The 16,600-nt window shown below is 68.5% G+C and carries 16 protein-coding genes; 9 read left to right on the forward strand and 7 right to left on the reverse strand.

Going from position 1 to position 16,600, the window contains the following annotated elements:
- Positions 1-12 precede the first annotated feature (12 nt).
- Both AC1DK4_RS11375 and AC1DK4_RS11380 read right to left on the reverse strand, forming a co-directional pair.
- Positions 13-1,005 (reverse strand): CobD/CbiB family protein, encoded by a 993-nt coding sequence (locus AC1DK4_RS11375; RefSeq protein WP_441613103.1) that lies wholly within the window; start codon positions 1,003-1,005, stop codon positions 13-15.
- 167 nt (positions 1,006-1,172) lie between these two features.
- The gene (locus AC1DK4_RS11380; protein ID WP_441613104.1) at positions 1,173-1,871 is read right to left on the reverse strand and encodes a pirin family protein; all 699 of its coding nucleotides are present in this window, start codon (positions 1,869-1,871) and stop codon (positions 1,173-1,175) included.
- A gap of 140 nt (positions 1,872-2,011) precedes the next feature.
- Here AC1DK4_RS11380 and AC1DK4_RS11385 point away from each other — a divergent pair, with 140 nt between their 5' ends.
- Together AC1DK4_RS11385 and gluQRS are read left to right on the forward strand one after the other, a co-directional pair.
- Complete coding sequence (locus AC1DK4_RS11385; RefSeq protein WP_441613105.1) at positions 2,012-2,935, forward strand: LysR family transcriptional regulator; 924 nt, start codon at positions 2,012-2,014, stop codon at positions 2,933-2,935.
- A 39-nt stretch (positions 2,936-2,974) separates the two neighbouring features.
- Positions 2,975-3,883 (forward strand): tRNA glutamyl-Q(34) synthetase GluQRS, encoded by a 909-nt coding sequence (gluQRS, locus tag AC1DK4_RS11390; protein WP_441613106.1) that lies wholly within the window; start codon positions 2,975-2,977, stop codon positions 3,881-3,883.
- A gap of 64 nt (positions 3,884-3,947) precedes the next feature.
- On the opposite strand, the gene AC1DK4_RS11395 is transcribed toward gluQRS, so the two are convergent.
- Positions 3,948-5,450, reverse strand: coding sequence for a DEAD/DEAH box helicase (locus AC1DK4_RS11395; protein ID WP_441613107.1), 1,503 nt, complete (start codon positions 5,448-5,450; stop codon positions 3,948-3,950).
- A 494-nt stretch (positions 5,451-5,944) separates the two neighbouring features.
- On the opposite strand from AC1DK4_RS11395, the gene AC1DK4_RS11400 reads away from it, so the two are divergent.
- The 4 genes from AC1DK4_RS11400 (at position 5,945) to AC1DK4_RS11415 (ending at position 9,775) form a co-directional block, all read left to right on the forward strand.
- A complete protein-coding gene (locus tag AC1DK4_RS11400; protein ID WP_441613108.1) occupies positions 5,945-6,439 on the forward strand; it encodes a hypothetical protein in 495 nt (164 codons plus the stop codon).
- Positions 6,440-6,502: 63 nt separating this feature from the next.
- Positions 6,503-7,225 carry a PspA/IM30 family protein gene (locus AC1DK4_RS11405; RefSeq protein ID WP_441613109.1) on the forward strand — a complete coding sequence of 241 codons (723 nt, stop codon included), beginning with the start codon at positions 6,503-6,505 and terminating at the stop codon, positions 7,223-7,225.
- Between the two features lie 63 nt (positions 7,226-7,288).
- Positions 7,289-7,948, forward strand: a complete 660-nt coding sequence (locus AC1DK4_RS11410) for a YqiJ family protein (RefSeq protein WP_441613110.1) — start codon at positions 7,289-7,291, stop codon at positions 7,946-7,948.
- 69 nt (positions 7,949-8,017) lie between these two features.
- A complete protein-coding gene (locus AC1DK4_RS11415) occupies positions 8,018-9,775 on the forward strand; it encodes a flotillin family protein (RefSeq protein WP_441613111.1) in 1,758 nt (585 codons plus the stop codon).
- 114 nt (positions 9,776-9,889) lie between these two features.
- Here AC1DK4_RS11415 and AC1DK4_RS11420 read toward each other — a convergent pair whose 3' ends face one another.
- The gene (locus AC1DK4_RS11420) at positions 9,890-10,888 is read right to left on the reverse strand and encodes a Bug family tripartite tricarboxylate transporter substrate binding protein (RefSeq protein ID WP_441613112.1); all 999 of its coding nucleotides are present in this window, start codon (positions 10,886-10,888) and stop codon (positions 9,890-9,892) included.
- Positions 10,889-11,094: 206 nt separating this feature from the next.
- Positions 11,095-12,723, reverse strand: a complete 1,629-nt coding sequence (locus AC1DK4_RS11425) for an acyl CoA:acetate/3-ketoacid CoA transferase (protein WP_441613113.1) — start codon at positions 12,721-12,723, stop codon at positions 11,095-11,097.
- Between the two features lie 161 nt (positions 12,724-12,884).
- On the opposite strand from AC1DK4_RS11425, the gene AC1DK4_RS11430 reads away from it, so the two are divergent.
- Complete coding sequence (locus AC1DK4_RS11430; RefSeq protein WP_441613114.1) at positions 12,885-13,691, forward strand: IclR family transcriptional regulator domain-containing protein; 807 nt, start codon at positions 12,885-12,887, stop codon at positions 13,689-13,691.
- Positions 13,692-13,842: 151 nt separating this feature from the next.
- On the opposite strand, the gene AC1DK4_RS11435 is transcribed toward AC1DK4_RS11430, so the two are convergent.
- A complete protein-coding gene (locus AC1DK4_RS11435; RefSeq protein ID WP_441613115.1) occupies positions 13,843-14,709 on the reverse strand; it encodes an NmrA family NAD(P)-binding protein in 867 nt (288 codons plus the stop codon).
- Positions 14,710-14,818: 109 nt separating this feature from the next.
- Between AC1DK4_RS11435 and AC1DK4_RS11440 the strand changes: the two genes are divergently transcribed.
- Together AC1DK4_RS11440 and AC1DK4_RS11445 are read left to right on the forward strand one after the other, a co-directional pair.
- The gene (locus tag AC1DK4_RS11440; RefSeq protein ID WP_441613116.1) at positions 14,819-15,727 is read left to right on the forward strand and encodes a LysR family transcriptional regulator; all 909 of its coding nucleotides are present in this window, start codon (positions 14,819-14,821) and stop codon (positions 15,725-15,727) included.
- A 76-nt stretch (positions 15,728-15,803) separates the two neighbouring features.
- Positions 15,804-16,271 (forward strand): hypothetical protein, encoded by a 468-nt coding sequence (locus tag AC1DK4_RS11445; RefSeq protein ID WP_441613117.1) that lies wholly within the window; start codon positions 15,804-15,806, stop codon positions 16,269-16,271.
- Here the strand turns inward: AC1DK4_RS11445 and AC1DK4_RS11450 are convergent.
- A complete protein-coding gene (locus AC1DK4_RS11450) occupies positions 16,268-16,432 on the reverse strand; it encodes a hypothetical protein (RefSeq protein WP_441613118.1) in 165 nt (54 codons plus the stop codon). The genes AC1DK4_RS11445 and AC1DK4_RS11450 overlap by 4 nt on opposite strands.
- Positions 16,433-16,600 lie beyond the last annotated feature (168 nt).

Below are 16,600 nucleotides of genomic sequence, written 5' to 3' on the forward strand. Positions count from 1 at the left end.
GCGCCTGGCGCTTCAGCCCACCCACAGCGCCAGCGACAGCATCGCCAGCAGCAGCATCCACAGCACCACGGCTCGCCACACCAGGCCGATGGCCGATTGCAGCGTGCGCACGCCGGGTTCCGCGCCGAACTCGGGCGCGACCGGCTCGGGCTCGCTGTCGCCCTCCATGCCCGGCGCATAGTCCACCGCCGGGCCGGCCACGATGGTGCGCAGCACCACGGCGGAGTCGGCCTCCGCCAGCGGCACGCCGAGGCGTACGCCGAGCGCGCCGCCGCCGCTGGCCAGCAAGATGCCGTTGACCGCGTCGTTCCACTTGCGCGCATGGTTGCGCCACGCGTAGACCGCGTCTTCGAAGTTACCGACGATGGCAAAGCCCACCGCGGTCAGCCGCGAGGGAATCCAGTCCAGCAGATAGAAGGCACGCGCGGCAAAGCGACCGAGCGCGGGACTGCGCTCAGTGGAAGGCAGGTTCCAGTGGCGCGCCAGGTATTCGGTGATCCGGTACAGCACTACCCCGCCCGGGCCGATCGGCACCAGGAACCAGAAGAACACGCCGAACACATGGCGGTGGACCGCCACGATGGCGGCCTCGAGCGTGTGGCGCACGATCTCGGTGACCGGCATTTCCACGGTATCGAGCCCGGTCCACTGGTGCAGCAGCGCGCGGGCGCGCGGCAGGTCGTCGCGGTTGAGGGCTTCGTGGATGTCGGTGAAGAAGTGGCTGAACTGCCGGAATCCGAGCGTCAGGTAGAGCAGCAGGACATTCCAGGCGAGCGTGAGCGCCACGCTGATCGAAGCCAGCAGGTAGTGCACCACCATGGCCGTGAGCGTCAGCGGCAACACCACCGTGAACCAGGCCAGCGCGGCATCGCGCGGACGGCCTGTGTCGAACGCGTGTTCGGCCCGCTCGGCGAGCACGCGCACGATGTCGTAGATCGGATTGTTGCGGCCCAGGGCGCGGAACTGCTCGGCGATCAGCGCGAGGAGAACGGATACAAAAGTCATCTCTGGTCTGGGGGTCGATGGCCGGAGCGCGCCGGAAGCGGCAAGTGCCGGCCCGTGCGCTTATCTATAGCGAGAAGATAGCACACGCCAAACCCGCCAAGACAAAGCCCCGCAGACCGCCGGTGCGCCGGCGGGCTGCGGGGCTTGCCAGGACCGCCGCGGGCGCCTCAGGGCAGGTCGAAGACCAGCACTTCCGCGTTGTCTCCACCGGACAGGGCCACGGCGTCCACGCCTTCGATCTTCGCGGCGTCGCCGGCTTCGAGCGCCTTGCCGTTGATATTGACGCGGCCGCGCGCCACATGCACGTAGGCGCGCCGTTGCGGGGCGAGCGCGAGCGTGGCGGACTCGTCACCGTCGAACAACCCGGCGTACAGGCGCAGGTCCTGGTGGATCACCACCGAGCCTTCGGCGCCGTCGCGGCTGCCCACCAGGCGCAGGCGTCCGCGCTTGTCGGCGGCTTCGAAACGCCGCTCCTCGTAGCCGGGCTCGAGATTCGCCGCCTCCGGCAGGATCCAGATCTGCAGGAAGTGCGTGGTGTCGTGCGCCGCGTGGTTGTACTCCGAATGGCGCACGCCGGTGCCGGCGCTCATGCGCTGCACATCGCCCGGACGGATCACGCTGCCGTTGCCCATGCTGTCCTTGTGGGCCAGTTCGCCCTCCAGCACATAGCTGATGATCTCCATGTCGCGGTGACCGTGCGTGCCGAAACCCATGCCTGGCGCGACGCGGTCTTCGTTGATCACACGCAGCGGCCCGTACTGGACGTGGCCGGCATCGTAGTAGTCCGCGAAGGAAAAGCTGTGGTAAGACTTGAGCCAGCCATGATCAGCGTATCCGCGTTCACCCGCCTTTCTGATTTCAATCATTTTGACGGCCCTCCTTCAGGCCACATCGGCACAGAGACTGAGTCCTGGCCTTGCGCTACGTTTCGATACTAGGCAGTTTATGGGCGCAGGAGTATATTAAGCGGGACGATCTTCGTAGCAATCATTCAGAATTTCTGAACATGGCCCTCTCTCTCGAATCCCTGGAAGTCCTCGATGCCATCGAGCGCAAAGGCAGCTTTGCCGCAGCCGCCCACGAGATGGGCAAAGTGCCGTCGGCGCTGACCTATGTGGTGCGCAAGCTGGAAGAAGACCTCGACGTGCTGCTGTTCGACCGCCGCCGCCACCGCGCCGAGCTCACGCCCGCCGGACGCGCCCTGCTCGACGAAGGCCGCCACCTGCTGCACGCCGCCGACGACCTGGCGCGCCGCGTCAAGCGGCTGGCCACCGGCTGGGAAGCCACGCTGACCATCGTGGTGGACGACCTCATCAATTTCCGCGCGCTGCTGCCGGTGATCCAGGATTTCTATGCCGAGAACACCGCCACCCGGCTGCGCTTCGCCAAGGAAGTGCTGGGTGGCGCCTGGGACGCGCTGGTCAGCAACCGCGCCGACCTGGTGATCGGCGGCGCCTACGACGCGCCGAGCACGCAGGGCTTCCAGGTAAGGCCGATGGGCACCATGCCCTTCGTCTTCGCGGTGGCCGCGCATCACCCGCTGGCCACCGAGCCCGGCCCGCTCACCACCATCCAGATTGCCAAGCACCGCATCGTGGCCGTCGGCGACACCTCGCGCAACCTGCCTGCCCGCACCCACGGCGTGCTGGCCGGGCAGGACGTGCTGGTGGTGCCCACCATGCGCGACAAGCTCGAGGCGCAGATCCGCGGCCTGGGCTGCGGCTGGCTGCCGGCGCCGATGGCGCAGCCTTTCATCGAGAGCGGCGTGTTGCAGGCGCGCGAGACGCTCGAGGTGCGCGCGCCCGGCAATTTCAAGGTGGCCTGGCGCACCAGCACGCGCGGCAAGGCGCTGCAATGGTGGGCCAGCAAGCTCGAAGACCCGCGCCTGGTGCAGGCATTGCTGCAACAGCAGCCGGGGCAGCCCGACTGACACCGGCTGCGGTATCGATGATGTTCCGATGAAGTCCAGATGACGTCCCACGCCCCGGCCCCCGGTTATTGCGGCCGCTTTGCCCCCTCGCCCACCGGCCCGCTGCACATGGGCTCGCTGGTCACCGCGCTGGCCAGCTGGCTCGATGCGCGCGCGCACCGCGGCCGCTGGCTGGTGCGCGTCGAAGACATCGACTATCCGCGCTGCGTGCGCGGCGCAGACCAGCAGATCCTGCATACGCTGGAACGCCTCGGCCTGCATCCGGACGCGCCGCCGCAGTGGCAAAGCCGCCACGAGGCGTCATATGCCGATGCACTGCGCCGGCTCGATGCCGGCCACCAGACCTACCCCTGCGGCTGCTCGCGCAAGGAAATCGCCGACTCGCTGCTGCATGCGCGCGAGCGCCACCAGACGCTCGGCTATCCGGGTACCTGCCGCGACGGCCTGCACGGCAAGCTGCCGCGCGCCTGGCGCGTGCGGGTGCCGGATGGCGACGCGGCGCTGATCTGCTTCGACGACCGCTGGCAAGGCCGGCAATGCCAGAACCTCGCGACCGAGGTCGGCGATTTCGTGCTGCGCCGTGCCGACGGCCTGTGGGCCTACCAGCTCGCGGTGGTGGTGGATGACGGGCAGCAAGGCATCACGCATATCGTGCGCGGCGCCGACCTGCTCGATTCCACGCCGCGGCAGATTCACCTGCAGCACCTGCTCGGCCTGCCTACGCCGTCATACCTGCACGTGCCGGTGGTCACCAACGAGATCGGGGAGAAACTCAGCAAGCAGAGCGGCGCGGAATCGGTCGATGCACTGGAGCCGCTGGCGGCATTGCGCGCGGCGGGCGCCCACCTCGGCCTGGCGAGCGGAGCGGATTCGATGCAGGGCTGGCTGGCGGAGGCTACCGCCGGGTGGGAAGCGCTGCTCGAACGGCAGCGCAGGGGACAACGCTAGCTTTCCCGGCGCCCGCGCGCGCGGGCATCGCCGGATGCGGCGCGCCAGGCGCGCCGTCGACAGGTCAGGACTTCCTGGGCACGCCACCCAGCAGCGCCGCCAGCGGGCGCTTGGGCGCGGGCCGGCCGCGACCGAACGCGGCGGCGTGGTCGGCGGCTTCCGGCTGCACGGACGCGGCACCGCCGCTGGGCTCGTAGGGACGCGAGAAGAAAGGATCGTCGGAAGGACGGAAGGCATTGCGCGAGCTGACGGGATCGTGCCTGCGCGGACGCGGCTCTTCTTCCGTGCCGGGGCGGCTGCGGCGCACATCGGTGCGGGCGCGGCGGCGCTCGCTTTCTTCGGCGCGCGCATTGGCGCCGGTGGGGTCGAACCCTTCCAGCGCGCTGCGCGGGATGCTGCGCTTGAGCAGCTTCTCGATATCCACCAGCAGGCGCTCGTCGCTCGGCACGTAGATCGACAGCGCATCGCCGGTGGCGCCGGCGCGGCCGGTACGGCCGATGCGGTGCACGTAGTCCTCGGCGCTGAACGGCAGGTCGAAGTTGATCACGCAGGGCATGTCGGGAATGTCCAGGCCGCGCGCCGCCACGTCGGTGGCGACCAGCGCGTCGATCGCGCCCTGCTTGAAGCCGTCGAGCGTCTGCATGCGCTCGGTCTGGGTCTTGTCGCCATGGATGGCGGCCGCGTTGATGCCTTCGCGCTCGAGATGGCGGGCCAGGCGCGAGCAGCCGATCTTGCTGTTGACGAAGACGATGCACTGGCGCGACAGCCCTTCGCCGGCGCGCTTCTTCAGCAGGTGCACGACGGCGGCCTGCTTGTGGCCGTCCTCGACCTGGAACACGGCCTGGCGCACGTTCTCGTTGGCCGAGTTGCTGCGCGCGACTTCGATGGTGACCGGCTGGCGCAGGTAGCTCGAGGCGAGACGCTTGATCTCGGTGGAGAACGTGGCGGAGAACAGCAGCGTCTGGCGCTGTGCCGGCAGCAGGTTGATGATGCGCTGCAGGTCGGGCAGGAAGCCCATGTCGAGCATGCGGTCGGCCTCGTCCAGCACCAGCATCTGCACCTGCGACAGGTTCACCGATTTCTGCTGCACGTGGTCAAGCAGCCGGCCCGGGGTGGCCACCAGGATCTCGACGCCGCGGCGCAGGGCTTCGGTCTGCGGGTTCATGTCGACGCCGCCGAACACCACCGTGCTGCGCAGGTCGGTGTGCTGGGCGTAGCGGGCCACGTTGTCGTAGACCTGGTCGGCGAGTTCGCGCGTGGGCGTCAGCATCAGTGCGCGCACCGGATGGCGGGCGGGCGATGCGCTGGCGCTGGCCATCGGCAGCAGGCGCTGGATGATGGGCAGCGCAAAACCGGCGGTCTTGCCGGTACCGGTCTGGGCCGCGCCCATGACGTCCTTGCCCAGCAGCACCACGGGGATCGCCTGCGCCTGGATCGGCGTGGGCTTGGTATAGCCTTGCTCGGTCAGCGCGCGCAGGATGCGCGCGTCGAGTCCAAAGCTGTCGAAGGTGATCTCGGGGGTGGTCTGGCCGGTGGTCGCGGCGGTCTCGGTGGTCGTAGTCGTCATGGTTTCCGTGTCTTGCAGGAGGCGAACCCGGCGCCAGCGGACACGCGTCTTGAACCGAGCGGGGAAGATCTGCGCGTGGATTTCGGGGCGCGGCCGGGCAGCGTGACTGCCGCCGCTTGCCGTGCACTGCCAGTGCCTTTCGCGGGGAATTCCGCCGCGAGATCAATAGCTCATGTAAATCAAAGACTTAGATTGTAGCATCAGAGCCGCTCCGATGGGTAGTACGGGTGTGGCGCCCAAGGCAGTTTAAGCGCGACTGATTTCAGGCTGATGTCAGGCGGGCCTGGCCGTGCGGGTGCACACGGCAGTACCGCAAACGCCCCACGCGCGCCGCGCCAGGCCGGCTCCCCGCCCTTCGCTCCGTTTCTTCGCCCCGTTTCCTCGCCTCGTCCGCCATTGTTTGCCATTGTTTGCCATTTTTAAATTTCAAACGTATACAAATGCTTACGCGTGTCCTATGCTGGGTTCAGCGCATCACTTCCAGGCCGCCCCCAATGCAAACCGTCTCCGTCCGCATTCCCGAAGAAGACCTCGCCTGGCTGGGAAACCTCCGGTTGCCCGGCACCAGCAGCCCCAGCGACAAGATCCGCGCGCTGCTGGCCGATGCGCGCCGGCGTGCCGAGGGATCGTCGGACTACATCGGCTGCCTGTCGCTGCTGCGCGACCAGGTGCGCCCGCTGCTCGACGCTGCGCAAGCCCTGGAACTGGATCACCAACTGCATTCGGAAATCGTCCCGACGCTGGCCATGCAACTGCCCGAACTGATGGCCAGCCTGATCGCCGGCGTGCCGGCCGGCGACCAGGCGCCCGCGCAGGCGCGCGAACTGGAAGCCCGCCTGACCGCGCGCGCCATGCGCATGCTGCTCGGCATGCTGCGCCTGGCCGTGACCCAGCGCACGCCGGCCTACGATCCGGCCGTACTGGACGCCTATATCCCGGAAGTGTTAGAACTGGCAACATTGATCAGGAGCGCGCGCCCGGCCGGCTAGAACCAGTCCGCCTCGACGCTCGCCGCGGCGAGGCGCCCAATCGATGCACCGAGGAACCACACCATGACGACAGAAGGCCTGGGTAACCGAGTGAAGCGACTGCTGACCGCCAATGTCCACGCGCTGGTCAGCTCGCTGGAAAGCCGCACGCCGCAAGCCGTGCTCGAGCAATACCTGCGCGAGTTCGACGAAGTCATCGCCCAGGCCCGCATCGGCCTCGGCCAGCACGAAGCGGCCAAGCACCAGGCCGCCAAGGCCATCGCGCGCGTCAACAACGAGATCGAGAAGCTCGACGAGCAGGTCAGCGTCGCGCTCGACCGCGGCGACGAAGCGGCCGCACGCGCAGGCACCTCGCGCCAGATCGACCTCGAAGACCAGCTCGGCACGCTCAACGCCGGCCTGCAGGAAGCCGTGGAAAAATCGGCAGCGACGGAATCCGACCTGCTCGGCCTGCGCGCCAAGCGCGCCGAGATGGAGCAGGCCCTGGCCGCGATGGTGGCCGCACGCGTCGCGGCCGGCGTCACGGCTGGCGGCGCGGCCGCCAACGCCGGCAGCAGCGCCGCCGGCAACGCGGCCGTCCGCGCCGGGCAGCTCGAACAAGGCTTCAACCGCACCATGACCAGCGCCACCGGCATCGCCGGGCTGGGCACCGGCGGCTCGGACGCAGACCCCTCGCTGCTCAAGCGGCTCGAGACCTTGCACAAGGAACAGCGCATCAGCGAAAGACTGGAGCGCCTCAAGGCGGCGACGGCCGGGCAGGCGGGGCGCGGCGGCAACCCCGCCTGAGCCGCGCGGCAGCCGCCGCCGCGCCCGCCGCCCCTGACCGATTCATCACAACAAGAAGCCAAAATGAATCAGCTGTTATTGCCGGGCAATGCCCCGTTCGTAGTAGCGATTGGCCTGATGGTGGTGATTGGCTTGCTGGAGGCCCTGGCCGTATTGCTGGGCCTGGGCCTGTCCGAGCACGCCGATAATTTCCTCGTCACCCATTTCGCGCTCGACCACGCCGATGCCACCGGCTCGGATGCAGGGGTCATCGGCCAGTTCCTCGGCTGGCTGCATGTGGGGCGGGTGCCGCTGCTGATGCTGGTCGTGCTGTTCCTGACGGGGTTCGCCATCGCCGGCCTGATCCTGCAGTGGATGCTGGCGGCCCTGGCCGGCCACATGCTGCCGGTACCGGTGGCGGTGGCGCTGGCCACGCTCGGCGCGCTGCCCTTCGTCAGGAAAGCCGGCAGCGTGGTGGCGCGCTATTTCCCGCAGGACGAATCCTCCGCGGTGTCCGAACTGGATTTCGTCGGCCGCATCGCGCAGATCACGGCCGGCGAGGCCTCCGCCGGCACGCCCGCCGAGGCGCGCCTGGTCGACGAATACGGACAACCCCACTACATCCGCGTGGAGCCGGACGAGCCCGCGCAGCGCCTGCCACGCGGCGAGAGCGTGCTGGTGGTGGCGCGCGTCTCGGCCACCTTGTACCGTGTCATCGCCAACCCGCGGCCGGACCTGCTCTAGCGCCGCGCAGCCCTCGCCTTCTCGCTGTCCCACGGTCTTTCCATGAACTAAGGGAGTGTCAAAACCAAAATGGATTCCATCATCTTCTGGGGTGTCATCGGGCTGGCCGGGGTGATCGGCCTGTGCATCGTCGGCCTGATCTTCTCGCGCCTGTACACGCGCGCTTCCGCGGAACGCGCCTTCGTGCGCACCGGCCTCGGCGGGCAGAAGGTCATCATGAGCGGCGGCGCCATCGTGCTGCCGGTGTTCCATGAAATCATCCCGATCAACATGAACACGCTCAAGCTCGAGGTCAGCCGCGCCTCGCGCGACAGCCTGATCACCAAGGACCGCATGCGGGTCGACGTGGTGGTGGCCTTCTTCGTGCGCGTCAAGCCCACCGTGGAAGGCGTCTCCACCGCCGCGCAGACCTTGGGCCAGCGCACGCTCGCGCCGGAGAGCCTGCGCGCGCTCGTGGACGACAAGTTCGTCGACGCGCTGCGCTCCACCGCCGCCCAGATGAGCATGCAGGACCTGCAGGATGCACGCGAGCAGTTCGTGCAGGGCGTGCAGAATACGGTGGCCGAAGACCTCACCAAGAACGGCCTGGAACTGGAGAGCGTGTCGCTCACCAACTTCAACCAGACCTCGAAGGAATTCTTCGATCCCAACAACGCCTTCGATGCCGAGGGCCTGACCAAGCTGACGCAGGAAACCGAGCGCCGCCGCAAGGAGCGCAACGAGGTGGAGCAGGACACCGAAGTCGCCGTGCGCGAGAAGAACCGCGACGCGCTGGCCAAGAAGCTGGCGATCGAGCAGCAGGAATCGTTCATGAAGCTCGAGCAGGAGCAGCAGGTCAAGACCCGCACCGCCGAGCAGAATGCGCGCATCGCATCGTATGAGGCCGAGCGGCGACAGGAAGCCGAGCAAAGCCGCATCACGGCCGAGCGCCAGGTCCAGGAATCCGAGATCCAGCGCGAGCAAGCCGTGCGCACGCGCAAGGTGGAAGCCGAGCGCGACGTGCGGGTCAAGGAGATCGAGCAGCAGCGCGTCACCCAGATGGCCGCCATCGAGCAGGCCAAGGTCACGGAAATCGCCGCGCAGGAAAAGGCCATCGTGATCGCCGCCAAGTCCGAAGCGCAATCGCAGGCGCAGTCGCGCGCCAACGAGGCGCTGGCCGAGGCGGTCAAGGCCGAGCAGATGGTGGAGACCACGCGCCGCACCGCCGAAGCCGACCGGGCCAAGCAGGTCGCGCTGATCGAAGCGGCACAGGAAGCCGAGACCCAGGCCGTGCACGTGACCACGCAGGCGCGCGCCGAGCGCGAAGCCGCGCAGATGCAGGCCACCGCCATCGTCGAACTCGCCGAGGCCGCGCGCAAGAAGGGGCTGGCCGAAGCCGAGGCGCAGCATGCGCTCAACGACGCCATCAACGCGCTGTCTTCGGACCAGACCAGCCTCAAGTTCAAGCTCGCGCTGCTGCAGGCACTGCCTGCCGTGATCGAGCAGAGCGTGGAGCCGATGAAGGCCATCGACGGCATCAAGATCATCCAGGTCGACGGCCTCAATCGGGGCGGCGTCGCAGTGCCGGGAGATGCCGGCAACGGCGGGGGCAATGCCGGCAACGGCGGCAGCAACCTTGCGGAGCAGGCGATGTCCGCGGCCCTCTCCTACCGCGCCCACGCGCCGCTGATCGATTCGCTGCTGAAGGAAGTCGGCTTGTCCGGCGGCACGCTGCAGGGCCTGGTGCCCGGCCTCGCCGCCGGCTCGCCGGATGGCGGGAACGCCCAGGTCTTCCCGCTCCCGCATGCCGCCGCGCATGCCAACGGCACGCCGCGCGCCGATTCCTGAGCGCGACCGCCTGGCAAGCGCCCACAGGCGAGAGAGGCCGCCGGACAAGACAGCCGGCGGCCTCCTTCACTCCCGGCCGGCAACCTTCCCGCCGGCCAGTCCAGGCATCGGCCCTCAGTCGCCCTTGATGCCGTTGTCCTGGATCACCTTGCCCCACTTCTTGTAGTCGTTGCGCATGCGCGTGGCCAGTTGCTCGGGCGGCATGTAGGCCGCGACCGTGCCCGCGCCCAGCATCTTCTCCTGCACCACCGGATCGGCCAGCGCCGCCTTGAGTTCGGCCGACAGCTTCGCGACCACGTCCTTGGGCGTGCCGGCGGGCGCCAGCAGGCCACCCCAGGCGGTGGCTTCGAAGCCGGGGAAGCCCTGCTCCGCCACCGTCTTCACATCGGGCGTGAAACTCACGCGCTTGGCCGAGCCGACTGCGATCGGGCGCAGCTTGCCGGCCTTGATATGCGGCAGCGCCGCGATCATGTCGGAGAACATCATCGGCACCTGGCCGGCCAGCAGGTCGGAGATCGCCGGCGCGCTGCCCTTGTACGGCACGTGCTGCACGTCGAAATGCCCGAGGCTCTTGAGCAGCTCGGTCGAGAGGTGGCCAAAGCTGCCGTTGCCCGCGCTGGTGTAGTTCATCGCACCGGGCCTGGCCTTGGCGCGCGCGATGTATTGCTGCAGGTCCGTCACGTCGGGCAAGGCTTGCGGGTTGACCACCATGACGATAGGCAGGTCATAGGCAGCGCCGATCGGCGTGAAGTCCTTGAAGATGTCGTAGCCCTTGCGCGCGATCAGGTGCGGCGCCAGCAGTGTCGGCGTGGCCAGCACCATCAGCGTGTAGCCGTCGGGCGCGCTCTTGGCTACCCCTTCCGCGCCGATCGTGCCGGATGCGCCCGGGCGGTTGTCCACCAGCACCGTCTGCTTGAGCGATTCGCCGATCTTCTGGCCGATGATGCGCGCGGCGGTGTCGGTGGGCCCGCCCGGCGGGAATGGCACCACCAGCCGGATCGGCTTGGACGGGTAGGCCTGGGCGAATGCCTGCGATGCGCACAGCGGCAAGGCGGCTGCCAGGATGATCGCGCCCGCGCGGCGCGTGAAAGTACGGCGGCTTGTCTTCTGCATGATGAGTATGAAACGTGATCCGGCAATGACGCGGCCGGCTCCACAGCCCGCGCACGCGTCGGCCACCCGGCAAACCAAGGGGAACGACAGGACAAGGCTTCGATGGTCTCCTCCGCGGCCGGTCATGGCCGGTCGCCATTCTTGATGGCCGGCGGGCGCATGCCTGCCCGTTTCCCCGGGGTGTGGCCGCCGGGAGCCTCAGGGAATCAGAGCGCCAGCGGACCGGCGCGGAACAGCCGTGCATCCATCACGCGCAGGTCGCTGGCCACCGCGATCTCGGTGGCGCACTGGTCGAGCACGTCGCGCTGCAGATCGATGCCGGGCGCAATCTCGATCAGCGTCAGGCACTCCGCGCCGATCGCGTCGGGCCGCATCTCGAACACCGCGCGCTCGGTGATGTAGAGCACGGGCACGCCCATCGACGCCACATAGGGCCCGTTGAAGCTCAGGTGGGAGACGTGGGGCACGATCTTCTTGACGCGCCCTTCGCGCACGATGCGCAGCGCCCCATTCTCGACGCTCACCTCGAGCCCGCCCGCCGTGAGCGTGCCGACGAAGACCACGGCCTTGGCGCTCTGCGTGATATTGATGAAGCCGCCGACGCCGGCGATCAGCGCTTCGGCACCTTCGCCGAACTTGCTCACGTTGACGTTGCCGTGCCCGTCCAGCTCGGCCAGGCCGAGGATGGCCAGATCGATGCCGCCGCCCTCGTAGAAATCGAATTGCGCGGGCTGGTCGATCACGGCCTCCGGATACGCCGATGCGCCGAAGCTCAGCCCGTCCGCCGGCGTGCCGCCGATCGGACCGGCTTCCACGGTGAGCGTGAAGCCATCGAGGCCGGCCCCGGATGCCAGCATGCCGACAGCCGCCGGCATGCCCACGCCGAGATTGACCACGCGCGGCTGGCGACGCGCCAGCTCCAGCGCAGCGCGCCGCTGCACGATGGTGCGCGCGTCGAGCGCGACATCGGCTTGCGCGGCATGCTCGCCGGCCGCTTCGGCTTCCTCGCCCCGCCACGGCGTCACGTAGGCGGGGTTGAACGCCTCCGCGAAGGTCATCTGGTGATGCGCGGGGTCCTGGCTGACGACGACGTAGTCCACCAGGATGCCGGGCACGTGGATGGCCTGCAGGTTGTCGTGATGGTCCACCAGCGACTCCACCTGCGCGATCACGATGCCGCCGGAGTTGTGGGCGGCCTGCGCCAGCGACAGCAGTTCGTGGTGAAAGGCCTCGCGATGCGTGCTCAGGTTGCCGCGGCTGTCCGCGGCCGTGCAGCGGATCAGGGCGCAGTCGATGCGAAAGCTCGGGTAGAAGAGATATTCGTCGCCGCGGAATTCGATCGCTTCGACCCAGTTCGCGCGGTTCTCCGCGATGGCCTGCTGCCCGCCGCGGTTGATGGCGCCGCCATGGTAGCGACTGTCCTGCGCCGTGCGCGGATCGACGAAGGTATGCAGGCCGATCTTGCTCATCACGCCGGGCTTGCCGCCCGCGATGGCGCGGTACAGGTGCGTCAGCACGCCCTGCGGCAGGTTGTAGCCCTCGCACTGCTCGGCCATGGCGAGCGCGGCCAGCCGCGTGGCGGAACGCCAGTGCCCGCCGACGATGCGGCCCGTCATGCCGGCATTGCCGAAGTGGTTGACGCCGCGCGCGCCGCGGTCGCCCTGCCCGGCCGAGTACACCAGCGTCAGGTCGCGCGGCAGCCCGCACTCCAGGAAACGCTGCTCGAGCGCGCTGGTCACAGCCTCCGCATGGCCCGCGCCCACGAAACCGGCGCTGGCCACGGTCCACTGCGATTGCACGAGCGCAGCAGCCTGCTGCGCGCTGATGACCTTCATGGCTKTCTCCGTCTGTTCTTCCAGTCCGTTCTGTGCCGGACCGCATTCCGCGAACAAATGTTCGCAAAACGCATATCATACGGAGGCATGTCCGTATCGCGCAAGTGCGCTCAGGGCAATAAAATCCCCCGTTTCGATCGTTCCCCATCCACAAGCAGCCCATGAACCGTGCAAGAGCGGCAGACGAGGTCCCCGCGGCCGACCCGCAAGAAAAGAGCGAGTTGCTCGATTCCCTGACCAAGGGCCTGGCGCTGCTGCGCCTGTTCGCCTCCGGCGCGGGCAGCCTCACCATGCAAGAGGTGGCCGAACAGCTCGATGTTACCCGTGCCGCCGCACGCCGCCTGTTGCTGACGCTGCAGCACAACGGATACCTGGCGCAGGACGGGCGTGAGTTCTCCATCACGCCGCGCGTGATGGACCTGGGCTACGCCTATTTCGCCTCGATGGACCTGCCGCGCCTGGCCGGACCCTATCTGAAGGCGCTCGCCGAGCAGGCCGGTGAAACCTGTTCGCTCGGCGTGCTCGATGGCGAATCGGTGGCGCTGGTGGCGCGCGAGGAGCCGCAGCAGATACTGCGCGTGGACATGGGAGTCGGGCGCCGCATGCCCGCCTATGCGCACTCGCTCGGGCGCGTGCTGCTAGGCGGCCTGGACGACGAGGCGCTCGATGCGTACCTCGCCACCGCCCAGCTGCGCAAGCTCACCCCGTTTACCGTCAGCTCGCGCACCGCGCTGGCGCGCACCCTCAGGCAGGTGCGCAGCCATGGCTACTGCACGCTGATCAGCGAGCTCGTGGATGGCTACGCCGGCATCTCCGTGCCGCTGCGCGCGGCCTCCGGCAAGGTGGTGGCGGGCGTGGGCTTCAGCATGGTGCTGGGCAGCCGCGACGAGGCCCATCTCGTGCGGCACTACCTGCCGGCGCTGCAGCGCGCGGCGCAGGAAATCGAAGCGGTGCTGCGCAGGAGCTGACCCGGCGAACCACGGCTGTCGTCGCGCACGATCCGGGCAGCAGCACCGCGCTGTCACCCGGCAAGCCCGCACACCGCATCGGGCGGGATCACCGCCCGCCCACATGGCGGCCGGGCACTACCGCCGCCGGACATGCGCCCTCGATGCGCCTTCACTGCTGGCGCTCCACCATTGCCGCCAGCACTGTCTGCAGCGGCACGGTGCCCTTGCGCGTGTCTGCCTGCGCCGCCTCGAAGTCGATCCAGCCGGCGTTGAAGCCATCGAGCATCTGCGCGCGCGGCACCGGGTTGTTCATGCCCTGCGCGCGGAACAGCGCTTCCCACGAGGCACGCGGAACAACCTGCGCCTTGACCTCACGGCCCAGGAGTGTCGAGAGCGCGGCGGCAATCTCCAGCGGAGCGATGCGGCGCGGCCCTTCCAGCTCCACGACCCGGCGCCCTTCCCAGGATTGCTGCAGCAACTCCGCCGCGACGCGGCCCACATCGGCCGTCGCCACCATCGGCACCGGCTTGTCCAGCGGCTGCAGGTAGCTGGCGAGCACACCGTGAGCAAGCGCCGGCTCGATGTCCCACAGTGTGTTTTCCATGAACCAGCCTGCGCGCACGAAGGCAACCGGCACCGGCAGCGTGCCCAGCTCGCGCTCCATGTGGGACAGCTGCTGCAACAGGTTCGGCTGGGTTGCCTGCGCGCCGATGGTCGACAGGCAGACCACGCGCCGCGGCCGGGCGGCCAGCAGCGCCTGGCGCAATGCCGTCACGATCGCACGCGACTCGGACAGGTCGGCGCAGGGATCGAAGTTCGGCGGCAGCAGCACGAACACCGCCTCGGTGCCCGTGAAGGCACGCTGCAGAGCCTGCGCATCACTCATCTCGGCGAGCGCGACCTCGCAGCCCTGCGCGGCCCATTCGGCACCCTTGTGCGCCGAGCGCACCACCGCGCGCACATCCCTGCCAGCGGACAACAGCGCACGCGCCACCACACCACCCACCTTCCCGGTAATCCCAGTCACAGCAAACATCGTCATCTCCAGTCGGTCGCGGCACGCGCCGCGGTGACCGAATTGTGGTTTCCGCCGGGGAATTTAGCGATAACATGCCTGTCACTTGATTGATGACTGCGAGGCATCGATGAGCTTCGACGAGCGGATCCTGGACGGCATCGGCGTGCTGCTGGCGGTGGTCGACAACGGCGGCTTCGCGCGCGCCTCCGAGGCGCTGGACATGACGCAATCCGGCGTCAGCCGCGCCATCGCGCGGCTCGAAGCCCGGCTCGGCATCCGCCTGTTCGACCGCACCACGCGCACCGTCGCGCTCACCGACGATGGCCGCCGCTTCTACGAAGACATGCTGCCGCTGCTCGCGCAACTCGAGGAAACCACCGCCTCCGCGGGCAAAGGCGTGAGCGTGGTGCGCGGCCGCTTGCGCGTCAACATGGACCCGCTCTTCTCGCGTCTCGTGATCGCCCCGCGCCTCGGCGCATTCGTCGAAGACCACCCCGACCTCACGCTCGACCTGGTCACGCGCGACAACCTCGGCGACATGATCGGCGACGGTTTCGACCTGGCCTTCCGCTTCGGCTTTCCGCGCGCCTCCACGCTGGTCGCGCGCAAGCTGCTCGACATCCCGGTGCTGACCGTGGCTGCGCCCTCGTACCTCAAGCGGCATGGCGCGCCGCAGACGCCGTCTGACCTCGAGAGCGGCGCCCACGCCTGCATCCACTTCCGGGATCCGGAGACAGGCCGGCCCTTCCAGTGGGAATTCCATCGCGGCGATGAACGCATCCTCATCCAGGCCAGGGGGCGGCTGACGGTCAACGATGTCGGCACCATGCACAGCGTCTGCATGGCCGGCCACGGCATCGCGCAGGTGCTCCAGCTCGGCGCCGAGAGCCTGCTGGCTGACGGCCGGCTCGTGCCGGTGCTCACCGACTGGCCCGACGAGCGCTTTCCGCTGTACGCGCTCTATCCCTCGCGGCATCACCTGCCCGCCAAGGTACGGGCCTTCATCGATTTCGTCGCGGCGCTGTGCGTGCGCTAGCCGGCTGCAGGCGCGGCGGGCGGCATAATCGACACAACCGGCGTTAAGTCCCACGCCGCTCAAGAAGGAAGAAGACGTGCCATTCATCATTGCCGGCCTCGCGCTGATCGGGGCCCTCATCTACGGCGCGGTCCGGCTCTACGCAGCCGTGGCCGCCATGTACGGCTCGCTGGCCGGCACGGCGGCGGTTGCCACCGGCGTGGCGCTGCTGGCCGCGCTGGCCGCCAGCCTGCTGCGCCGCTACCGCGCCATCCACGGAAAGAAGATCAACGGCGAACGCGTCGTGTCCCTGGCCGGCCCGTGGGGCAGCATCCGCATCGACGCCGAGAACAAGCGCGGCTATCTCGACCTGGGCGGGCGGCAAGCGAAATTCCTGTTCGCCGATATCGCCGGCGCCAAGGCGGCGGACATCGGCGGCAGGTGGACGGTCGGCCTGGCGCTGGAGCACCACGCGCAAGCCAGCTGGGAGTTACCGATGGCGAGCCGCAAGGAAGCGCTGCGGTGGGAGAAGATCATCGGGCTGGCGGCGGCCCAGCAGCTTTAGGCGTCGAAGGCGGATGGCGGAAGGCGCGAGCGCACTGCGCATGCCCGCCGCCGTTCACCCTGCTTGCCCAGGCCTGGCTTCTCCATCGCGGCCTTTTCCTGCCGCATCGCTTGCGCCGCGTACTTCGCGTACGTCGCGCCATCCGTGTAGCGGATCTCCATGTGGGAGCGCGCCAGCGATTCCGCTTAGTCCGGCACCTCCATCGCCGTTCCGGCGTAGCCCAGAAAGCCCCGTGTTTCACGCGGAATAGACGGGTATTTCGGCGCGTTCGTGCGTTGACCCACGCAAATTGCCTACCTTATGATCGGCCCGCATGGCTGTCGAATGGC

The organism is Cupriavidus sp. 05N38 (assembly GCF_056397345.1).